Consider the following 17,217-nt stretch of genomic DNA (forward strand, 5'->3'; position numbering starts at 1 on the left):
GACGGTTGAGTGGACTAAGTGGGGACGAGGCCGGGCCCCTCTGGCGATCCTCGCGGATCGTGATGTCGGTCGCTTTTCGTGACCGTCAGGGGAAAACTCATGGAACTCTCAATGCTCATCATGGGCCAGCCCGCGTGGATGTGGCTGACCTTTCTGGCTGTGGTCGTCGTGCTGTTGGTTCTCGACCTCGGCGTCCTTAACAAGGGCGACGAGGAAATCGGCGTCCGCAAGTCGCTGATGCTGTCCCTGTTCTACATCACGATCGGCGTGGCCTTCGGCGGCTTCGTCTGGATGCAGCTTGGCCAGCAACCGGCGCTGGAATACTGGACCGGCTTCGTGGTCGAGAAATCGCTGGCGATGGACAACGTGTTCGTCATGGCCACGATCTTCGGTTTCTTCGCGGTGCCGCGCCACCTGCAGCACCGAGTGCTGTTCTGGGGCATCCTGGGCGTCATCGTGCTGCGCGCGATCATGATCGGCTTCGGCGCCACGCTTGTTCAGCGCTACGAATGGGTGCTGCTGGTGTTCGCCGCGTTCCTGATCTTCACCGGGATCAGGATGCTGATGTCGGGGCACGAGGATGACGCCGACCCCAGCGAAAGCTGGATGCTGTCGTGGCTCACGCGCCACATGCGGGTGACGAACGGTTTCGTCGGGAACCGCTTCTTCGTGCGCCAGCCGGGTCCGTCGGGAAAGGCGCTGCTTTACGCGACGCCCCTGTTCGTGGCGCTGGTGGCGATCGAGTTCGCGGACCTGATCTTCGCCGTCGATTCGGTGCCCGCGATCTTCGCGATCACGACCGATCCCTATCTCGTCTACACCTCGAACATCTTCGCGATCCTGGGCCTGCGGGCGCTTTACTTCGCGCTGGCGGCGATCCTGCACCGCTTCGTCTATCTGAAGCCCGCGCTCGCGATCCTGCTGATCTTCATCGGCGGCAAGGTGGTCGTGGCAGACCTGATGGGGATCGAGAAGGTGCCGCCTGCGATCTCGCTCGGCGTGACCTTCGTGATCCTGGCGGCGGGGATCGCCTGGTCGCTCATCAAGACGCGCGGCGACAAGCCGGCGCACTGACCGGGCCGGTACCCGCGAACGTAACAGGAACGCGGCCTTCCCACGGAAGGCCGCGTTGTCTATGCTGGAACCCATGAGCGAGTTCGACGACTTTGACGCCTTCGAGGCCGCGGCGGCCGCCCCCGCCCGCATCCCCCTGTCGCAGCGCGCGATGGGCACGGGCGGCGGGCAGCCCGCCCCCTATCTCGACGGGCTGAACCCGGCGCAGCGACAGGCAGTCGAGGCGCTGGACGGCCCGGTCCTGCTGCTGGCGGGCGCGGGCACCGGCAAGACCCGCGCGCTGACGACGCGGATCGCCCACCTGCTGACGCAGGGCCGCGCGACGCCGGGCCGGATCCTTGCCGTGACCTTCACCAACAAGGCCGCGCGCGAGATGAAGAACCGCGTCGCCCGCCTGCTGGGCGAGACGGTCGAGGGGATGCCGTGGCTCGGCACCTTCCACTCCATCAGCGTCAAGATCCTGCGCCGCCACGCCGAGCTGGTCGGCGCGGGCGACCTGCACCTGAAGCCGAGCTTCACGATCCTCGACACCGACGACCAGATCCGCCTGCTCAAGCAGCTGATCGCGGCGGAAAACATCGACGAGAAGCGCTGGCCCGCGCGGATGCTGGCCGGGCTGATCGACGGCTGGAAGAACCGCGCGCTGACGCCCTCGCGCGTCCCGGCTGGCGAATCGCACGCCTATGACGGCCGCGGCGCCGCGCTTTACGACCAGTATCAGCGCCGCCTGCTGGAACTGAACGCGGCCGACTTCGGCGACCTGCTGTTGCATTGCGTCACGATCTTCCAGGCGCACCCGGACGTGCTGGCCCAGTGGCAGGACCGCTTCCGCTACATCCTCGTGGACGAATACCAGGACACGAACGTCGCCCAGTACCTGTGGCTGCGGCTGCTGGCGCAGGCGCACCGCAACATCTGCTGCGTGGGCGACGACGACCAGTCGATCTACGGCTGGCGAGGGGCCGAGGTCGGCAACATCCTGCGGTTCGAGCAGGATTTTCCGGGCGCGCAGGTGATCCGGCTGGAACAGAACTACCGTTCGACCCCGCATATCCTTGCCGCGGCGTCCGGGCTGATCGCGGCCAACAAGGGGCGCCTTGGCAAGACGCTGTGGACGGAATCGGAGGGCGGCGAGAAGCTGCGCCTGATCGGCCACTGGGACAGCGAGGCCGAAGCGCGCTGGATCGGCGAGGAGATCGAGGCGTTACACGGCGGCCACCGCCACGCGATCGGCAAGCGCAGCCTCAACGACATCGCGATCCTCGTCCGCGCCACGCACCAGATGCGCGCGTTCGAGGACCGCTTCCTGACCATCGGCCTGCCCTACCGCGTCATCGGCGGCCCCCGCTTCTACGAGCGGCAGGAAATCCGCGATGCGATGGCCTATTTCCGCCTTGCCGTCAGCCCCACGGACGACCTCGCCTTCGAGCGGATCGCGAACACGCCCAAGCGCGGCCTGGGCGAAAAGGGGATGCAGACGATCCAGCGCGAGGCGCGCGCCAGCGGCCTGTCGCTGGTCGAGGGGGCGGCGGCGGCCGTCGCGGGCGGCGCCCTGTCGGGCAAGGCCGCATCGGCGATGCGCGCATTCACCACCCAGATGGGCCGCTGGCACGCCGACGCGCTCGACACGACCGTGAACCACGTCGAGCTGGCAGAGCGCATGCTGGACGAATCCGGCTACACCGCGATGTGGCAGAACGACAAATCGCCCGACGCGCCGGGCCGGCTGGAAAACCTCAAGGAACTCGTGAAGGCGCTGGAGGAGTTCGAGAATCTGCAAGGCTTTCTCGACCACGTCGCGCTGGTCATGGACGCGGCCGAGGGCGAGCAGGCCGAGGAGGTGTCGATCATGACGCTGCACGCCGCCAAGGGCCTGGAATATCCGATCGTGTTCCTGCCGGGATGGGAGGACGGGTTGTTCCCCAGCCAGCGCAGCATGGACGAATCGGGGCTGAAAGGATTGGAGGAGGAGCGGCGGCTGGCTTACGTCGGCATCACCCGCGCCGAAGAGCTCGCGACGATCACCTTCGCCGGCAACCGTCGCATGTACGGGCAGTGGCAATCCTCTCTGCCGTCCCGCTTCATCGACGAGCTGCCCGACGACCACGTCGATGTCCTGACCCCCCCCGGCCTTTACGGCGGCGGTTTCGGGGCGGCGGCCCAGTCTTTTGCCCAGCCCTTCGCACCGTCGATGATGCACGAACGCGCGGCCAGCGCCGACGTCTACAACTCGCCGGGCTGGAAGCGGATGCAGGAACGCGCGGGCGCGCGGCCCGCGCCCGTCCACCGCACCCCCATCGTGATCGACGCCGAACCGGCCGCGCGGTTCACCGTGGGCGACCGGGTGTTCCACCAGAAGTTCGGCACCGGCACGATCATGGGCATCGCCGAGGACACGCTGACGGTCGAGTTCCCGGCCGGGTTCAAGAACGTCAAGGCCTCCTACATCCAGCCGGCTACCGCCTCCGCCGACGACGTGCCGTTCTGAGCAGCGGGCTCAGTCGGGCGGGCCTAAATATCCCGCGGGCTTCCGAGCGCCCGGAAAACGATCACGTGGACCATTTTCAGCGAGGAAGGCCGCGGCAGTGGCCGAAGGCGCGACTCCCCGGGCTGGCGCCACCAACTGCACTTGACCTGCCCCCCGCCCCGCCCTACCTCCCCCCTCGCGCGGATGGCCGGATGACCGCGGGCGGCTTGTCCGTTCGAGGAAAGTCCGGGCTCCATGCAGGCACGGTGCCGGGTAACGCCCGGCGGGGGCGACCCCAGGGAAAGCGCCACAGAGATGAGACCGCCGCGCAGCCTATCGCGCGGCAAGGGTGAAACGGTGGGGTAAGAGCCCACCGCGGGACGGGCAACCGGACCGGCAAGGCAAGCCCCACCGGGAGCAATGCCGAATAGGGATCGCGCGCAAGGCTCGCCTTGCAGGGCCGCCTGCGCCCCAGCAGATCCGGGTTGGCAGCTAGATCCCGCCGGCAACGGCGGGACCAGAGGAATGGTCATCCACGGGCTGTCCTGCAAGGGGCCGCCCCGGACAAAACCCGGCTTACAGGCCATCCGCGCAAATACGGCCCGACCTGTCGGAATCCGGGAACGATCCGCGAATGTTCGCGTCCGGCTGTTGACTCTGCCCCGCGCATGCGTAAAAGGCGGGCTTCACGGAATTACACGGGTGCCCCACGGTTCAAGACGGCCGCGCCCGAGCAGGAGCGACGACCATGGCGAAGCCGACCACCATCAAGATCCGCCTGAACTCCAGCGCGGGCACCGGCCACTTCTACGTGACCAAGAAGAACGCGCGCACGATGACCGAGAAGATGACGGTCAACAAGTACGACCCCGTCGTTCGCAAGCACGTCGAATACAAGGAAGGCAAGATCAAGTAAGATCCGCCGCATCCGACCGGTCCCAAGGCCGCGCCCCGTGCGCGGCCTTTTGCGTCTCCGGGCGCGTGTCACGCAGCCTTCATCGCGCGGTCACCGGGGCGTCGCGGCCCTGCGGCATCCTGTCGCCATCGCAATGGACAGGAAGACTGCCGTGGCGCTTCACGCCATCAACGCAGGCCAGCCCCTTACCCCCGCGATCCGGGCGGCCGCCGCGGGTCTCGCCCCCGGCGCGCCGGTCGTCGTCATGGTCCACGGCTTCCGCTTCTCGCCCGCGTCCACCCAGCACGACCCGCACCGCCACATCCTGTCGCTGACCCCTACCGCGGGCGAACGTCGCGCGGTGTCGTGGCCCGCGGGCCTGGGCTTCACCGCCGCCGGTGACGAGGGGCTCGCGCTCGCCTTCGGGTGGGAAGCGCGCGGCAAGCTGCGCCACGCCTACGCGCAGGCGGGTGAGGTTGGCGCGGGCCTTGCCGCCCTGATCGACGAGGTGTCGGAGGCGTCGGGGCGCGCGGTCGCGGTGATCGGCCATTCGCTTGGCGCGCGCGTCGCGCTCAGCGCGATGGCGCGGGTCCAGCCGGGAAGCATGGGCCGCGTTGTCCTGCTGGCGGGCGCCGAGTTCCGCGACCGGGCCGAGGCCGCGCTTGCGACCCCCGGCGGCCGCCGCGCCGAGGTCATCAACGTCACCACGCGCGAGAACGACCCCTTCGATTTCGCCGTGGAACTGCTGCTGGGCCGCGGCCAGGGCGCCACCATCGGGCTGGGCCTGTCGCAGCGGGCGCGGAACTGGATCGACCTGCAGATCGACCAGCCCGAGGTGCTGGCGGGCCTCGCCGCGCTCGGCTTCGCGGTTTCGGCGCCGGGGTCGCGCGCCTGCCACTGGTCACCTTATCTGCGCGCGGGAATGTTCGACCTGTACCGCGCCGCGCTCTGCCATCCGTGGTCGCTACCGCTGCCGCTGATCGCGCGGCACATCCCCGACCGCCAGGCGCCGCGCTGGTCGCGGCTGTTGCGGCTGCGCCCGGCTCAGTCGCCGTCCCTGGGCAGGGCGTGACGCGCGAATAGCGGACCGTTCGCGATGAAGAACAGGAAGGTCGCGGCGAGGATGCCGAAGGTCTTGAAGTTGACCCAGGCCTGATCGCTCAGCACCAGCCCCATGAACCCGCCCGGGTCGGTCGCGCGCCGCAGCACCTCGTTCAGCGCCGCCAGCGCCACAAAGAACCAGATCAGCCGGATGGTGAGCAGCCGCCAGCCCCGATGGGTCAGGGGCAGCGCCGCGTTCATCACCAGTTCCAGCCAGTTGCGGCCAAGCGCCAGGCCAAGCGCCAGCAGCCCCGCGAAGATCGCGTAGATGATCGTGGGCTTCATCTTGAAAAAGCGCGGATCGTTGAGCCAGATCGACAGCCCGCCGAACACGACGACCAGCACCAGCGTCAGCATCTGCATGACCGACAGCGTGCCGGTCAGCGCCCACTGCGCGGCGGTGCAAAGGACCAGCACCGGCACGAACACCAGCGTCGCGCCGACGACGCCGCTGTAGTCGGTGCCCATCAGCGTGATCGTGTGTTCCTTGAGCAGCAGGAACGCGACGAAGAACACGACCAGCGGGCCATATTCCAGCAGCGCCTTCAGCTTGGGGTCGATCGTTCGCATCGGCGTTATCCTTGGTGACGGCGGGCGTGTTGTCGCGCACTCGCGCCGGTGCCGCAAGCGCGGCGGGGCTCGCCGTCGGGGCGAGGCGCGGATCAGTCCAGCCTGACGGCGGCGAGGATCGGCCCCGGCATCCCGCCCTTGCCGGGCAGCGCCTGCTGGGCGAGGATCGCGTGCAGCGTGTCGGCCGGGAAGCTGCCCTTGGCCCCGCCGCCGGGCGACACGGTCAGCCGCAGCGGCGAATGGGCGTCCCATGTCGCAAGCTCCTCGGTGCCCAGGACGATGTTGGCGTAGGCCACGGTCTTGCCGCGGTTCTCGCCCGCCCGGATCGTCACCTCGCGCAGCGGCGCATAACGGACCAGCACGACCCTGACGCCGCCGGGGATCGCGGCGCGCGGGGTCAGCTGGATCACGTGGCGTGGCCCGTCGTCCGAGGCGGTGACCATGATCGCGGCCGGACGGGCGCGGTGATCCTCGATCATCGCCATCAGGTCGGCGTGACGCACGCTCAGAGCCGTGTCCTGACCGCCGACGATCATCTGCGGCGTGTAGACGCCCTGCTCGCCCACAGCGCGGGCGTAGCCTTCCTGGCGGTCGGTGTTTTCCGGGCGCGCGAACTGGTCGGCCCAGCCGAGATAGTCCCAGTAGTCCACGTGCCAGGCGAGCGGCAGCACGTCGGGGCGCGCGGTCAGGCTTGTGAACATCCGGTCCGCCGGCGGACAGGACGAGCAGCCCTGCGCGGTGAAAAGCTCGACCACGACCGGGCCCGCGTTCATCGGGGCCGCGGGCGCGGACGGCGGCGCGGCGGCGGCACCCATCATCGCGGCGGCGGCGCCCCAGCCTTCGGGCGCGGCACGGCGGACGGGCGGCAACGTGTGCGCGTCGGAAGCCGCCTGCGGCGACACGGCCACGTCGCCGGTCGCGTCCATCAGCGACAGATCGGCCACGTCCGAGCCGGACATGAGTGCGGCCCCCTCGGGCGCTTCGATCAGGCCGGGGGTGTCATCAGGGGGCGTGTCGCCGGGAAGGGCTTCGTCAAAGGGCATGTCGCCGGGGTCGCCCACAGGATCGGGACCGCCAGGGCCGCCTTGAGGATCGCCGTTCCCGGCGTGGCCGCCCGGGGCCGGCCCGCCGACATCTGCCGGTCCGCGCCCGTCATGGCCGTTGTGCCCGCGCCCATCGGGGGCCGCGGCCCCGGGGTTGCCGTCCCGGCCCGGCTGATCCTGCGCCCAGGTCGCGCCGGGCGCCGCGGCAAGCGCCAGCAACGCGGCGGCCAGCAGCCCGGCGCGGCGCGCCGGAAGCAGCCTGGCGGCGACGGATCGCAGACAGGTCGGGTGGCCTGACGGGCCGGAAGGAATGTTCGATCGCATGTCTTTGGAAGTCGGCCCTTGGCGGCCCAATCGCAAATCAACGGTTCGTTAGGACCCGCGTGAACCGCGCGCCGTGTGCAGAACTTGCCACACCCTACGGCGGCCGCCGGGATACCCCGGCCAAGCGACGTCCTCGCCCGCTTGCAGCCGCTGGTGGACGAAGGTATACCACTGCATACATTGCTGCCCGCCTTGCAGCGCCCGGCGATTCCGGGCAATTCGGTGGCAGCGCAAGACCAAGCCAGCCGCCGACCTGCCGGCACCGCCAGAGGGAACGAACATCATGCCCATCGTCACCGGTACAGACACCGCCAAGACCCGCCGCGACCTGACCGTCGGCGGCAAGACCGTGTCCTACTACTCGATCCAGGCCGCGACCGACGCAGGCCTCGGCGACTTCTCGCGCCTGCCCGCCGCGCTCAAGGTCGTGCTGGAAAACATGCTCCGGTTCGAGGATGACGGCCGCACCGTCAGCACCGATGACATCAAGGCTTTCGCGGAATGGGCCGCGAACGCGGGCAACTACCCGCGCGAGATCGCCTATCGCCCCGCCCGCGTGCTGATGCAGGACTTCACCGGCGTTCCCGCCGTGGTGGACCTTGCGGCGATGCGCGACGGGATCGTGGCGCTGGGTGGTGACGCGCAGAAGATCAACCCGCTGAACCCCGTGGACCTCGTGATCGACCACTCGGTCATGGTGGACGAGTTCGGCAATCCCCGCGCCTTCCAGCGCAACGTCGATCTGGAATACGCCCGCAACATGGAACGCTACCAGTTCCTGAAATGGGGCCAGGGCGCGTTCAACAACTTCCGCGTGGTGCCGCCGGGCACCGGCATCTGCCACCAGGTGAACCTGGAATACCTCGCCCAGACCGTCTGGACCGACACCGACCAGACCGGGGCCGAGGTGGCTTACCCCGACACGCTGGTCGGCACCGACAGCCACACCACGATGGTCAACGGCCTTGCGGTCCTCGGCTGGGGCGTCGGCGGGATCGAGGCCGAGGCGGCGATGCTGGGCCAGCCGATCTCCATGCTGATCCCGGAAGTCGTGGGCTTCAAGATCACCGGCGCGCTGCGCGAGGGGGTGACGGCCACCGACCTCGTTCTCAAGGTCGTCAAGATGCTGCGCGACCACAAGGTCGTCAGCAAGTTCGTCGAGTTCTACGGCCAGGGCCTCGACAACATGCCGCTGGCGGACCGCGCGACGATCGCCAACATGGCGCCCGAATACGGCGCCACCTGCGGCTTCTTCCCGATCGACGACGAGACGCTGCGCTACCTGCGCCAGACCGGCCGCGACGAGGACCGGATCGCGCTGGTCGAAGCCTATGCCAAGGCCAACGGCATGTGGCGCGACGCGTCCTACGAGCCGGTCTACACCTCGACGCTGGCGCTTGATCTGGGCGATGTCGTGCCCGCGATCTCGGGCCCCAAGCGCCCGCAGGACCACGTTGCGCTGGACGCCGCCGCGCAGACCTTCAAGGCCTATATCGAGGGTCTGAAGCCCGCCCCCTCGGTGCCTGCCGACCAAAAGTTCTTCATGACCGAGGAAGGCGGCTCGCCCGCCCCGTCGAAGTCCGAGATTCCGGGCGAGGTTCACCACGGATCGAGCGTCATCACCGGCGCGCCGGTCGAGGGGCACGACTTCACCCTGCGCGACGGGTCGGTCGTGATCGCGGCGATCACGTCCTGCACCAACACCTCGAACCCCTATGTGCTGATGGCTGCGGGGCTGGTGGCGAAAAAGGCGAACGAGTTGGGCCTGACCCGCAAGCCGTGGGTCAAGACCTCGCTCGCGCCCGGGTCGCAGGTCGTGGCCGAATACCTTGAAGCCGCGGGGCTCCAGAGCGAACTCGACGCGCTTGGCTTCAACCTCGTGGGCTTCGGCTGCACCACCTGCATCGGCAACTCCGGCCCGCTGGAGCCCGAGATCTCGCAGTCGATCAACGACCACGACCTGGTCGCGGTGTCGGTCCTGTCGGGCAACCGCAACTTCGAGGGTCGGATCTCGCCCGACGTGCGCGCCAACTACCTTGCCAGCCCGCCGCTGGTCGTGGCCTACGCGATCGCCGGCGACATGAACATCGACATCACCCGCGAGCCGATCGGCACGTCCAAGGACGGCCAGCCGGTCTACCTCAAGGATATCTGGCCGTCCTCGCGCGAGGTGGCGGAACTGGTCGAACGCATCGTCACGCGCGAGATGTTCCAGGCGAAATACGCCGACGTGTTCAAGGGCGACGAGCGCTGGCAGGCGGTGGAAACCACCGACAGCGAGACCTACGACTGGCCGGCGGCATCGACCTATATCCAGAACCCCCCCTATTTCCAGGGCATGCCGCGCGAGGCGGGCGTCATCAGCGACATCAAGGACGCTCGCGTGCTGGCGATCCTTGGCGACATGATCACGACCGACCACATCAGCCCGGCGGGTTCGTTCAAGCCGACCACCCCGGCCGGCCAGTACCTGACCGAACGCCAGGTCGCGCCCGCCGATTTCAACAGCTACGGCTCGCGCCGCGGCAACCACGAAGTCATGATGCGCGGCACGTTCGCCAACATCCGCATCAAGAACGAGATGCTCGAAGGGGTCGAGGGCGGCTACAGCAAGGGCCCCGACGGGCACGAGACCTCGATCTACGACGCGGCGATGGCGTGGAAGGACATGGGCGTTCCGCTGGTCGTCGTGGGCGGCGTGGAATACGGCGCAGGGTCCAGCCGCGACTGGGCGGCCAAGGGCACGAACCTGCTGGGCGTCAAGGCGGTGATCGCGGAATCGTTCGAGCGCATCCACCGGTCGAACCTCGTAGGCATGGGCGTGATCCCGTTCGAGTTCACGAACGGCGACACCCGCAAGACGTTGGGCCTGACCGGGGACGAGGTGATCTCGATCGACGGGCTGGCAGGCGACTTCAAGCCGCTGTCGCTGGTTCCCGCGACCATCCGCTTTGCGGACGGCAGCGAAAAGACGGTGCAGCTGAAGGCCCGCGTCGATACCGAGGTGGAAATCGAGTACCTGCAGAACGGCGGCGTCCTGCACTACGTGCTGCGCAACCTCGCCCGCGCCTGATCGCCGGGCCATCGGATGAACGAACCCCCGGCCTCGCGGCCGGGGGTTCTTCGTTGCGCGGACGGCCTGTCAGCCGCCGATGGCGATCCCTTCGCGGCGGGGATCGGCGCCGCCTTCCAAGCCCTCGGGCGTGATGACGATCCCGTGCAGGCCGGACGCCAGCGTCGCCTCTTCGACCTCGAAGCCCATGTCTGCCAGCGCGGCGGCCAGTTCGGGCGCGCGGCCCTTTTCGACCTCCATCGTGCCGAAGCGGTTGACGAAGTGCGGCGCGTCCAGCGCCTGCTGCACGTTCATACCCCAGTCCAGCTGGGCGATCAGCGCGCGGGCGACATAGCCGATGATCCGGCTGCCGCCAGGCGAGCCGATCGCCATCACGGGCTTTCCGTCCTTTATGACGATGGTGGGCGACATCGACGACCGCGGCCGCTTGCCCGGCGCGACGGCGTTGGCGATGGCGTAGCCGTCGTCGTCATGCGTCTCGAACGAGAAGTCGGTGAGCTCGTTGTTGAGCAGGAACCCCGCCGCCATCATCCGCGATCCGAACCCGTTCTCGATCGTCGTCGTCATCGACAGCACGTTGCCGTAGCTGTCCACGATCGAGATATGCGTCGTGGACGGCAGCTCCAGCGCGCTGTCCTGCCCCCAGTTCATCGCGTGGGTCCAGCCGGGCTTGCCCGCAGTGACTTCAGGCAGGCTGTCGTCGCCGGCCAGAAGCTTGCCGCGTTCGGCAAGATAGCCCGGATCGATCAGCCCGGCCGTGGGCACCGGCACGAAGTCGGGGTCGGCCATGTAGCGGCCCCGGTCGGCGAAGGCGAGGCGCGAGGCGTCCCCGATCAGCCGCCAGCTTTCGGGGTTGTCGGCCCCGAGCGACGCAAGGTCGTAGTCGCCGAGCAGGCCCAGGATCTGCCCCACCGTCAGCCCGCCCGACGAGGGCGGGCCCATGCCGCAGACGTCGTGATCGCGGTATTCCACGCAGACCGGCGGGCGCTCGATCACCCGGTATGCCGCCAGGTCGTCCATCGACAGCGTGCCGGGGTTGTCGGTGGCGCCCCGAACCGCCGCGACGATCGCCCGCGCGGTGTCGCCGCGGTAAAAAGCGTCCGCGCCACCCTGCGCCAGCTGCCGCAGGGTCTCGGCATAGGCCGGGTTCTTCAGCTGCGACCCGGCCGCGACCGGCTGGCCGCCCGGGAAGAAGTAGTCGGTCGTCGAGGGATAGCGTTGCAGCGCCTCTCCTTCGTCCGCAACGAGGTTCGCGAGCTTCGGCGACACGGTGAAGCCTTGGTCCGCCAGCCGGATCGGGTCCTCGAACAGCGCGGCCCAGTTCATCCGGCCCCAGCGGCGATGCGCTTCCTCCATCAGCCGAGGCGTGCCGGGGGTGCCGACCGAGCGGCCGCCGACGACCGCCGTCATGAACTCCAGCGGCTCGCCCTCGTCGTCGAGAAACAGCTGCGGCGTGGCCCCGCGCGGCGCGGCTTCGCGCGCGTCGAGCGTCGTCATCTGCCCGCTCGCGGCATCGTACCAGACGACGAACGACCCGCCGCCAAGGCCCGAGCTTTCCGGCTCGACGAGGCCGAGGACGCTTTGCACGGCGACCATCGCGTCGGCCGCGCTGCCGCCGGCGTCAAGGATCCTGGCGCCCGCCTCGACCGCCAGCGGGTTGGCGGCGGCGACCATCCAGTCCTTGCCGGTAACGGGCCGCCCCTCGGCCTTGGCTGTCATCGCCGCGCGCGCGGCGTCGGTCAGCGGGCCGAACGCATCAAGCGGCGGGGCCGCCCTTGCGCCGTCGGGGGTTTCGGGCACGTCGCTTGCAGGCGCCGAGGCGGGGGCGGCGTCCGACGGGGGCGCGGCGGTCTGCGGGTCGGTCGTGGGCGCAGTCGCGGGCGAAGTGTCGGGCGCAGTGTCGGGCGCAGTCGCGGGCGCGGCCTGCGGCGCCACCACGTCCTGGCCGAACGCCGCGGCGGTGCTGCCCAGCAGGACGGCAATCATCAATCCGTATCGCATCTGGTCCTCCTCAAATCCGTCGATCAATGAACGGACTTTGCGGCCGGGGGAGTGGTCGCGCAACCGTTACCGTGACCGGCACGGGCGCCTGCGGGTCTTTCCAACCCGCCCGGCGGAGCTTAGCTAGAGGACCATTCGCACCAACGGGGACGGCCGATGCCTTATGCCACGGGACGGGACTGGCGTGACGCAAGCTCGCGCCGCGTCATGCTTTTCGGGATGTCGGGCCTGGGCAAGACGCATATCGCGTCGATGCTGCGCCGGTCGCGGGCGTGGTTTCACTACAGCGTCGATTACCGCATCGGCACCCGCTACATGGGCGAGCTGATCGCCGACGACTTCAAGCGTCACGCGATGGCGGTGCCGCTGCTGCGAGAGCTGCTGCTGACGGATTCGGTGCGGATCGAATCGAACATCACCTTTGACAACCTCGCGCCGCTTTCGACCTATCTGGGCAAGCCGGGCGATCCGGCGCGCGGCGGCCTGCCGTTTGACGACTACATGCAGCGGCAGGACCAGCACCGCGCGGCCGAGATCGCGGCGACGCTGGACAGCGCGCATTTCGCGCAGCGCGCACAGGCGATCTATGGCTATCCGCATTTCGTCTGCGACAGCTCCGGCTCGATCTGCGAGATCGTTGACCCGGACGATCCCGCCGATCCGGTGATGGCGGCGCTGACGGGGCTGCTGCTGCCGGTCTGGATCTGCGGCAGCGACGCGCACACGGCCGAACTCGTCCGCCGCTTCGACGCCGCGCCGAAGCCCATGTACTACCAGCCCGCGTTCCTTGGCGCGGCCTGGGCCGATTACGGCCGCGACCACCCTGGCCCGGTCGATCCCGACGCTTTCGTCCGCTGGACCTATGCCCGCGCCCTGGCCCACCGCCAGCCCCGGTACGAGGCGATGGCGCGGCACGGCGTCACGGTTCGGGCCGACGACGTGGCCCGCATCCGCACGCCCGACGACTTCATCGACCTGATCGCCGACGCGATCGACGCGCGCGCCCGCGCCGCAGGTCCGTCCCCTCGCCTCGCACAAGGAACCGCCTGATGCCGATCACCCTGCCCGAAGACCTGCCCGCATACGACATCCTGTCGCGCGAGGGCGTGATGGTCATGTCGCCGGGCCGGGCCGCCACGCAGGACATCCGGCCGCTTCGGATCGCGCTGCTGAACCTGATGCCCAAGAAGATCCAGACCGAGAACCAGTTCGCCCGGCTGATCGGCGCGACGCCCTTGCAGATCGACCTGTCGCTGATCCGCATGTCGGATCACGAAAGCCGCAACACCGCCGCCGATCACCTCGAATCCTTCTACCGTCCGTTCGCCGAGGTCGAGGCGTCGGGCGACCGCTTCGACGGGCTGATCGTGACCGGCGCCCCGGTCGAACAGCTGCCCTTCGACGAGGTGACCTACTGGGACGAGCTGCGCCGCGTCTTCGACTGGTCGCAAAGCCATGTCCATTCGACGTTCGGCGTCTGCTGGGGCGGGATGGCGATGGCCTGGCATTTCCACGGCCTGCCCAAGCACGCGCTGGATGCCAAGGCGTTCGGCTGCTTCCGGCACGCGAACCTGCAGCCCGCCTCGCCCTTCCTGCGCGGCTTTTCGGACGACGTGCTGGTGCCCGTGAGCCGCTGGACCGAGGTGCGGCAGGCCGACGTGGACGCCCGGCCCGAGCTTGCGACGTTGCTGGCTTCGGCGGATGCGGGCCCCTGCCTGATCGAGGACCGGGCGCGGCGGGCGCTGTATATCTTCAACCACCTGGAATACGATTCCGGCACGCTGAAAGAGGAATACGACCGCGACGTCGGGGCCGGAAAGCCGATCGGCGTGCCCGCGAACTACTATCCCGACGACGATCCGGGGCTGTGCCCGTCGAACCTGTGGCGCGCCCACGCGCATCTGCTGTACGGCAACTGGATCAACGAGATCTACCAGACGACTCCGTTCGACCTGCGCGACATCGGCCGGGCGTGACCCGGCAGCGCGTGACGCGGCTTGCCGCGCCGCGGGCGCCGCGCCAGACTGGCGCGGAACGTCACGCCCGTGAGACGCCATGAGCAAAGATCAAGCCCCGCCCCGCCTGCCATTCGTCGGCGAGATTACCGCCTATCTCAAGAACGATGCGCCAGAGGAGGTAAGAACGCGCCTTCGCGAGGCCGACAAGGACGACATCATCGACGCGGGGTATCCGTACCGCCGCGAGATGGACAAGGACGACTACGAGGACAGGATGGAGGCGCTGCAGGTCGAGCTGGTGCAGATGCTGCATGATGTGATCGCCACCGGCAAGCGCGTGGTCGTGCTGTTCGAGGGGCGCGACGCCGCCGGCAAGGGCGGCACCATCGAGGCGCTGCGCGAGAACCTGAACCCGCGTTCCGCCTATATCGTGGCGCTTCCCACCCCGACCGAGCGTGAGGCCGGGCAGTGGTATTTCCAGCGCTATGTCGCGGCCCTGCCCGGGGCGGGGGAAATCGCGCTGTTCGATCGCAGCTGGTACAACCGCGGCGTGGTCGAGAAGGTGTTCGGCTTCGTGAAGAAGCCGGACCGGGAAAAGTTCTTCCGCCAGCTTCCCGACTTCGAGCGGTTGCTGGTGGATGACGGGGTCATCCTCGTCAAGCTGTGGCTCAGCGTGGGCCGGGCCGAGCAGTTGCAGCGCTTCTTGGACCGCGAGAAGGACCCGCTGAAGCAGTGGAAGCTCAGCCGGATCGATGTCGAGGGGCTGGCGAAATGGGACGACTACACCGCCGCGATCCGCGAGACGCTGTCGCTGTCGCACAGCCCCGTGGCGCCGTGGACGGTGATCCGGTCCGATGACAAGCGCCGGGCGCGGATCGCCGCCATCCAGACGGTGCTGCGCGCGGTCGATTATGTCGGCCGCGACGACCAGGTGATCGGCCTGCCCGACCCCCGCATCACCGGCGGCCCGGAAATGCTGGTGGTCTAGTAGGTCGAGAAGCTGAAGCCCACGAACGTCTCCCTCTCGGTCGGCTTGTGGCTAAGCCGGACAGAGAGACCCGTCTTGCGGACGGGCGCCGACAGCATCAGCGCGGGCACCCGGTCCCCCTCGTCGTCGTCATAGACCGAGAGCTGCCCGCCGAGGCCGGATTTCAGATGCGTGACCCCCGCGACGGCCAGCTTCGCCTGCGCGATGCTGTTGTAGTCGGCCATCAGGTAGACGCCGACCGTCTCATACGATTTCCAGCGCTCCGCCTGCAGCCGAACGCCTGCGCGCGCCGCCTTGCAATGCTCGATCCAGTCGTCGCACCAGCGATAGCGGAAATCCATCGCCTCGTAGGGCGCGATCTCCTCGATCTTCAGGCCCGATCCGGCCCGCAGCTTCCACGGCGCCCGTTCGTCGCCCAGCTGCCAGGTGCGCAGGAGCGACAGGGCCAGCCACGCCTCGTCATCGTCCTTGCCCGCGACGAGGCCATAGACGCTGCGCCCCTTTTCCACGTTCGTGACCAGAAGCGCGGCTTCGCTGGACGCGTCCAGCTGGGTCCACGTTCCGTCGCCCGCGAGCGCGCGAAGCGGCAGCAGGAAAAGCGCGATCAGGATCGGGACGAGGTGACGCACGCGACGCAGCCCTTTTGCCTTCGATGCTTCATGGCGCCGAACCGTTTAAGAATGGTTAACGGCGCCGTCTTTTCGCACGCCACGGAACCACCCGAACCCGCTTGTCCAGCCGGTGCGCCCCTGACTAGGATCGCGCCGCACCGACATGAAGGAACCTTGCATGGACCTGACCGCAACCCGCGCCATCGTTACTGGCGGCGCATCCGGCCTTGGCGCCGCGACCGCGCAGCATTTCCGCGACCGCGGGGCGAAGGTCACGATCCTTGACCGCGACCCGGCGGGCGAGGGCTTTGCCGCCTCGATCGGCGCGGGCTTCGCGCAGACCGACGTCACCGACGAGGGCAGCGTCGCCGCCGCCATCGCGCGCGCGGTCGAAACCATGGGCGGGATCGACGCCTGCGTGAACTGTGCGGGCATCGCCGTGGGCGAAAAGACCGTGGGCCGCGACGGGCCCCACAAGCTCGACAGTTTCCGTCGGGTGATCGACATCAACCTGGTCGGCACCTTCAACGTCCTGCGCCTGGTCGCCGTCGAGATGGCGCGGAACGGGCGCGAGGAAAACGGCGTCATCGTCAACACCGCCTCGGTCGCGGCGTTCGACGGGCAGGCCGGTCAGGCGGCCTATGGCGCGTCCAAGGCGGGGATCGCCGGCATGTCGCTGCCGGTCGCGCGCGACCTTGCCCGGTCCGGGATCCGCGTCTGCGCGATCGCGCCGGGCATCTTCGGAACGCCGATGCTGCGCGGCCTGCCGCAGGACGTGCAGGACAGCCTTGCCGCCGAGGTGACGTTCCCCAAGCGCCTGGGCGAGCCCGAGGAATACGCCCGCCTCGCCGCGTTCATCGTGGAGTGCGGCTATCTGAACGGCGAGACGATCCGGCTGGACGGCGCGCTGCGGATGCGCTGACCGGGCGCGGCGGGGCGCGGCGGCGGCGGCACGCGACCGCCGCCGTCATCGACGCCAGCGCCCCCACCTGCCCGCCCGTGCGAAACGGATTTACAACAATCGAAATCGTGACGTAGGTCATGTTGACAAATGGCGGAGCCATAAGCGGATCGACGTGATGTCGATGAAGCCCAGGAAGCTTTCGGCGGTC

Annotated in this window: 13 protein-coding genes and 1 other RNA gene; 10 read left to right on the forward strand and 4 right to left on the reverse strand. The window is 68.8% G+C overall.

What is annotated here, in order from left to right:
• Positions 1-99: 99 nt before the first annotated feature.
• From FNF32_RS10600 to FNF32_RS10620, 5 genes are all read left to right on the forward strand, one after another.
• Positions 100-1,074 carry a TerC family protein gene (locus FNF32_RS10600; protein ID WP_131674230.1) on the forward strand — a complete coding sequence of 325 codons (975 nt, stop codon included), beginning with the start codon at positions 100-102 and terminating at the stop codon, positions 1,072-1,074.
• A 73-nt stretch (positions 1,075-1,147) separates the two neighbouring features.
• Positions 1,148-3,562, forward strand: coding sequence for an ATP-dependent helicase (locus FNF32_RS10605; protein WP_131674253.1), 2,415 nt, complete (start codon positions 1,148-1,150; stop codon positions 3,560-3,562).
• Positions 3,563-3,741: 179 nt separating this feature from the next.
• Positions 3,742-4,136, forward strand: an RNA gene (gene rnpB, locus FNF32_RS10610) — RNase P RNA component class A.
• A gap of 153 nt (positions 4,137-4,289) precedes the next feature.
• Entirely contained in the window at positions 4,290-4,457 is a 168-nt protein-coding gene (gene rpmG / locus FNF32_RS10615; protein ID WP_101752137.1) for a 50S ribosomal protein L33, read from the forward strand.
• Positions 4,458-4,590: 133 nt separating this feature from the next.
• Positions 4,591-5,508: an alpha/beta hydrolase family protein gene (locus tag FNF32_RS10620; protein ID WP_143796629.1), complete on the forward strand. Its 918-nt coding sequence runs from the start codon at positions 4,591-4,593 to the stop codon at positions 5,506-5,508.
• Here the strand turns inward: FNF32_RS10620 and FNF32_RS10625 are convergent.
• Together FNF32_RS10625 and FNF32_RS10630 are read right to left on the reverse strand one after the other, a co-directional pair.
• Positions 5,481-6,107, reverse strand: a complete 627-nt coding sequence (locus FNF32_RS10625) for an inner membrane-spanning protein YciB (protein WP_185961930.1) — start codon at positions 6,105-6,107, stop codon at positions 5,481-5,483. The genes FNF32_RS10620 and FNF32_RS10625 overlap by 28 nt on opposite strands.
• Before the next feature lie 92 nt (positions 6,108-6,199).
• Positions 6,200-7,474 (reverse strand): DUF1223 domain-containing protein, encoded by a 1,275-nt coding sequence (locus FNF32_RS10630; RefSeq protein ID WP_131674232.1) that lies wholly within the window; start codon positions 7,472-7,474, stop codon positions 6,200-6,202.
• A gap of 283 nt (positions 7,475-7,757) precedes the next feature.
• Here FNF32_RS10630 and acnA point away from each other — a divergent pair, with 283 nt between their 5' ends.
• Positions 7,758-10,547 (forward strand): aconitate hydratase AcnA, encoded by a 2,790-nt coding sequence (gene acnA / locus FNF32_RS10635; RefSeq protein WP_143796630.1) that lies wholly within the window; start codon positions 7,758-7,760, stop codon positions 10,545-10,547.
• Between the two features lie 69 nt (positions 10,548-10,616).
• On the opposite strand, the gene ggt is transcribed toward acnA, so the two are convergent.
• Positions 10,617-12,548 (reverse strand): gamma-glutamyltransferase, encoded by a 1,932-nt coding sequence (ggt, locus tag FNF32_RS10640; protein ID WP_246087783.1) that lies wholly within the window; start codon positions 12,546-12,548, stop codon positions 10,617-10,619.
• Between the two features lie 156 nt (positions 12,549-12,704).
• Here ggt and FNF32_RS10650 point away from each other — a divergent pair, with 156 nt between their 5' ends.
• The 3 genes from FNF32_RS10650 to ppk2 all read left to right on the forward strand — a co-directional run bounded on the left by FNF32_RS10650 (position 12,705) and on the right by ppk2 (position 15,494).
• Positions 12,705-13,598 carry an ATPase gene (locus tag FNF32_RS10650; RefSeq protein ID WP_131674234.1) on the forward strand — a complete coding sequence of 298 codons (894 nt, stop codon included), beginning with the start codon at positions 12,705-12,707 and terminating at the stop codon, positions 13,596-13,598.
• Positions 13,598-14,524, forward strand: coding sequence for a homoserine O-succinyltransferase (locus tag FNF32_RS10655; RefSeq protein WP_131674235.1), 927 nt, complete (start codon positions 13,598-13,600; stop codon positions 14,522-14,524). The genes FNF32_RS10650 and FNF32_RS10655 overlap by 1 nt, the downstream gene beginning before the upstream one ends.
• Before the next feature lie 79 nt (positions 14,525-14,603).
• Entirely contained in the window at positions 14,604-15,494 is an 891-nt protein-coding gene (ppk2, locus tag FNF32_RS10660) for a polyphosphate kinase 2 (protein WP_131674236.1), read from the forward strand.
• Here the strand turns inward: ppk2 and FNF32_RS10665 are convergent.
• Complete coding sequence (locus tag FNF32_RS10665) at positions 15,491-16,123, reverse strand: hypothetical protein (RefSeq protein WP_131674237.1); 633 nt, start codon at positions 16,121-16,123, stop codon at positions 15,491-15,493. The genes ppk2 and FNF32_RS10665 overlap by 4 nt on opposite strands.
• Positions 16,124-16,283: 160 nt before the next feature.
• Between FNF32_RS10665 and FNF32_RS10670 the strand changes: the two genes are divergently transcribed.
• Positions 16,284-17,027, forward strand: a complete 744-nt coding sequence (locus FNF32_RS10670; RefSeq protein WP_131674238.1) for an SDR family NAD(P)-dependent oxidoreductase — start codon at positions 16,284-16,286, stop codon at positions 17,025-17,027.
• Positions 17,028-17,217: the final 190 nt, after the last annotated feature.

Origin of the sequence: Paracoccus marinus, assembly GCF_007018965.1 — a bacterium.
Classification (GTDB): Bacteria; Pseudomonadota; Alphaproteobacteria; order Rhodobacterales; family Rhodobacteraceae; genus Paracoccus; species Paracoccus marinus.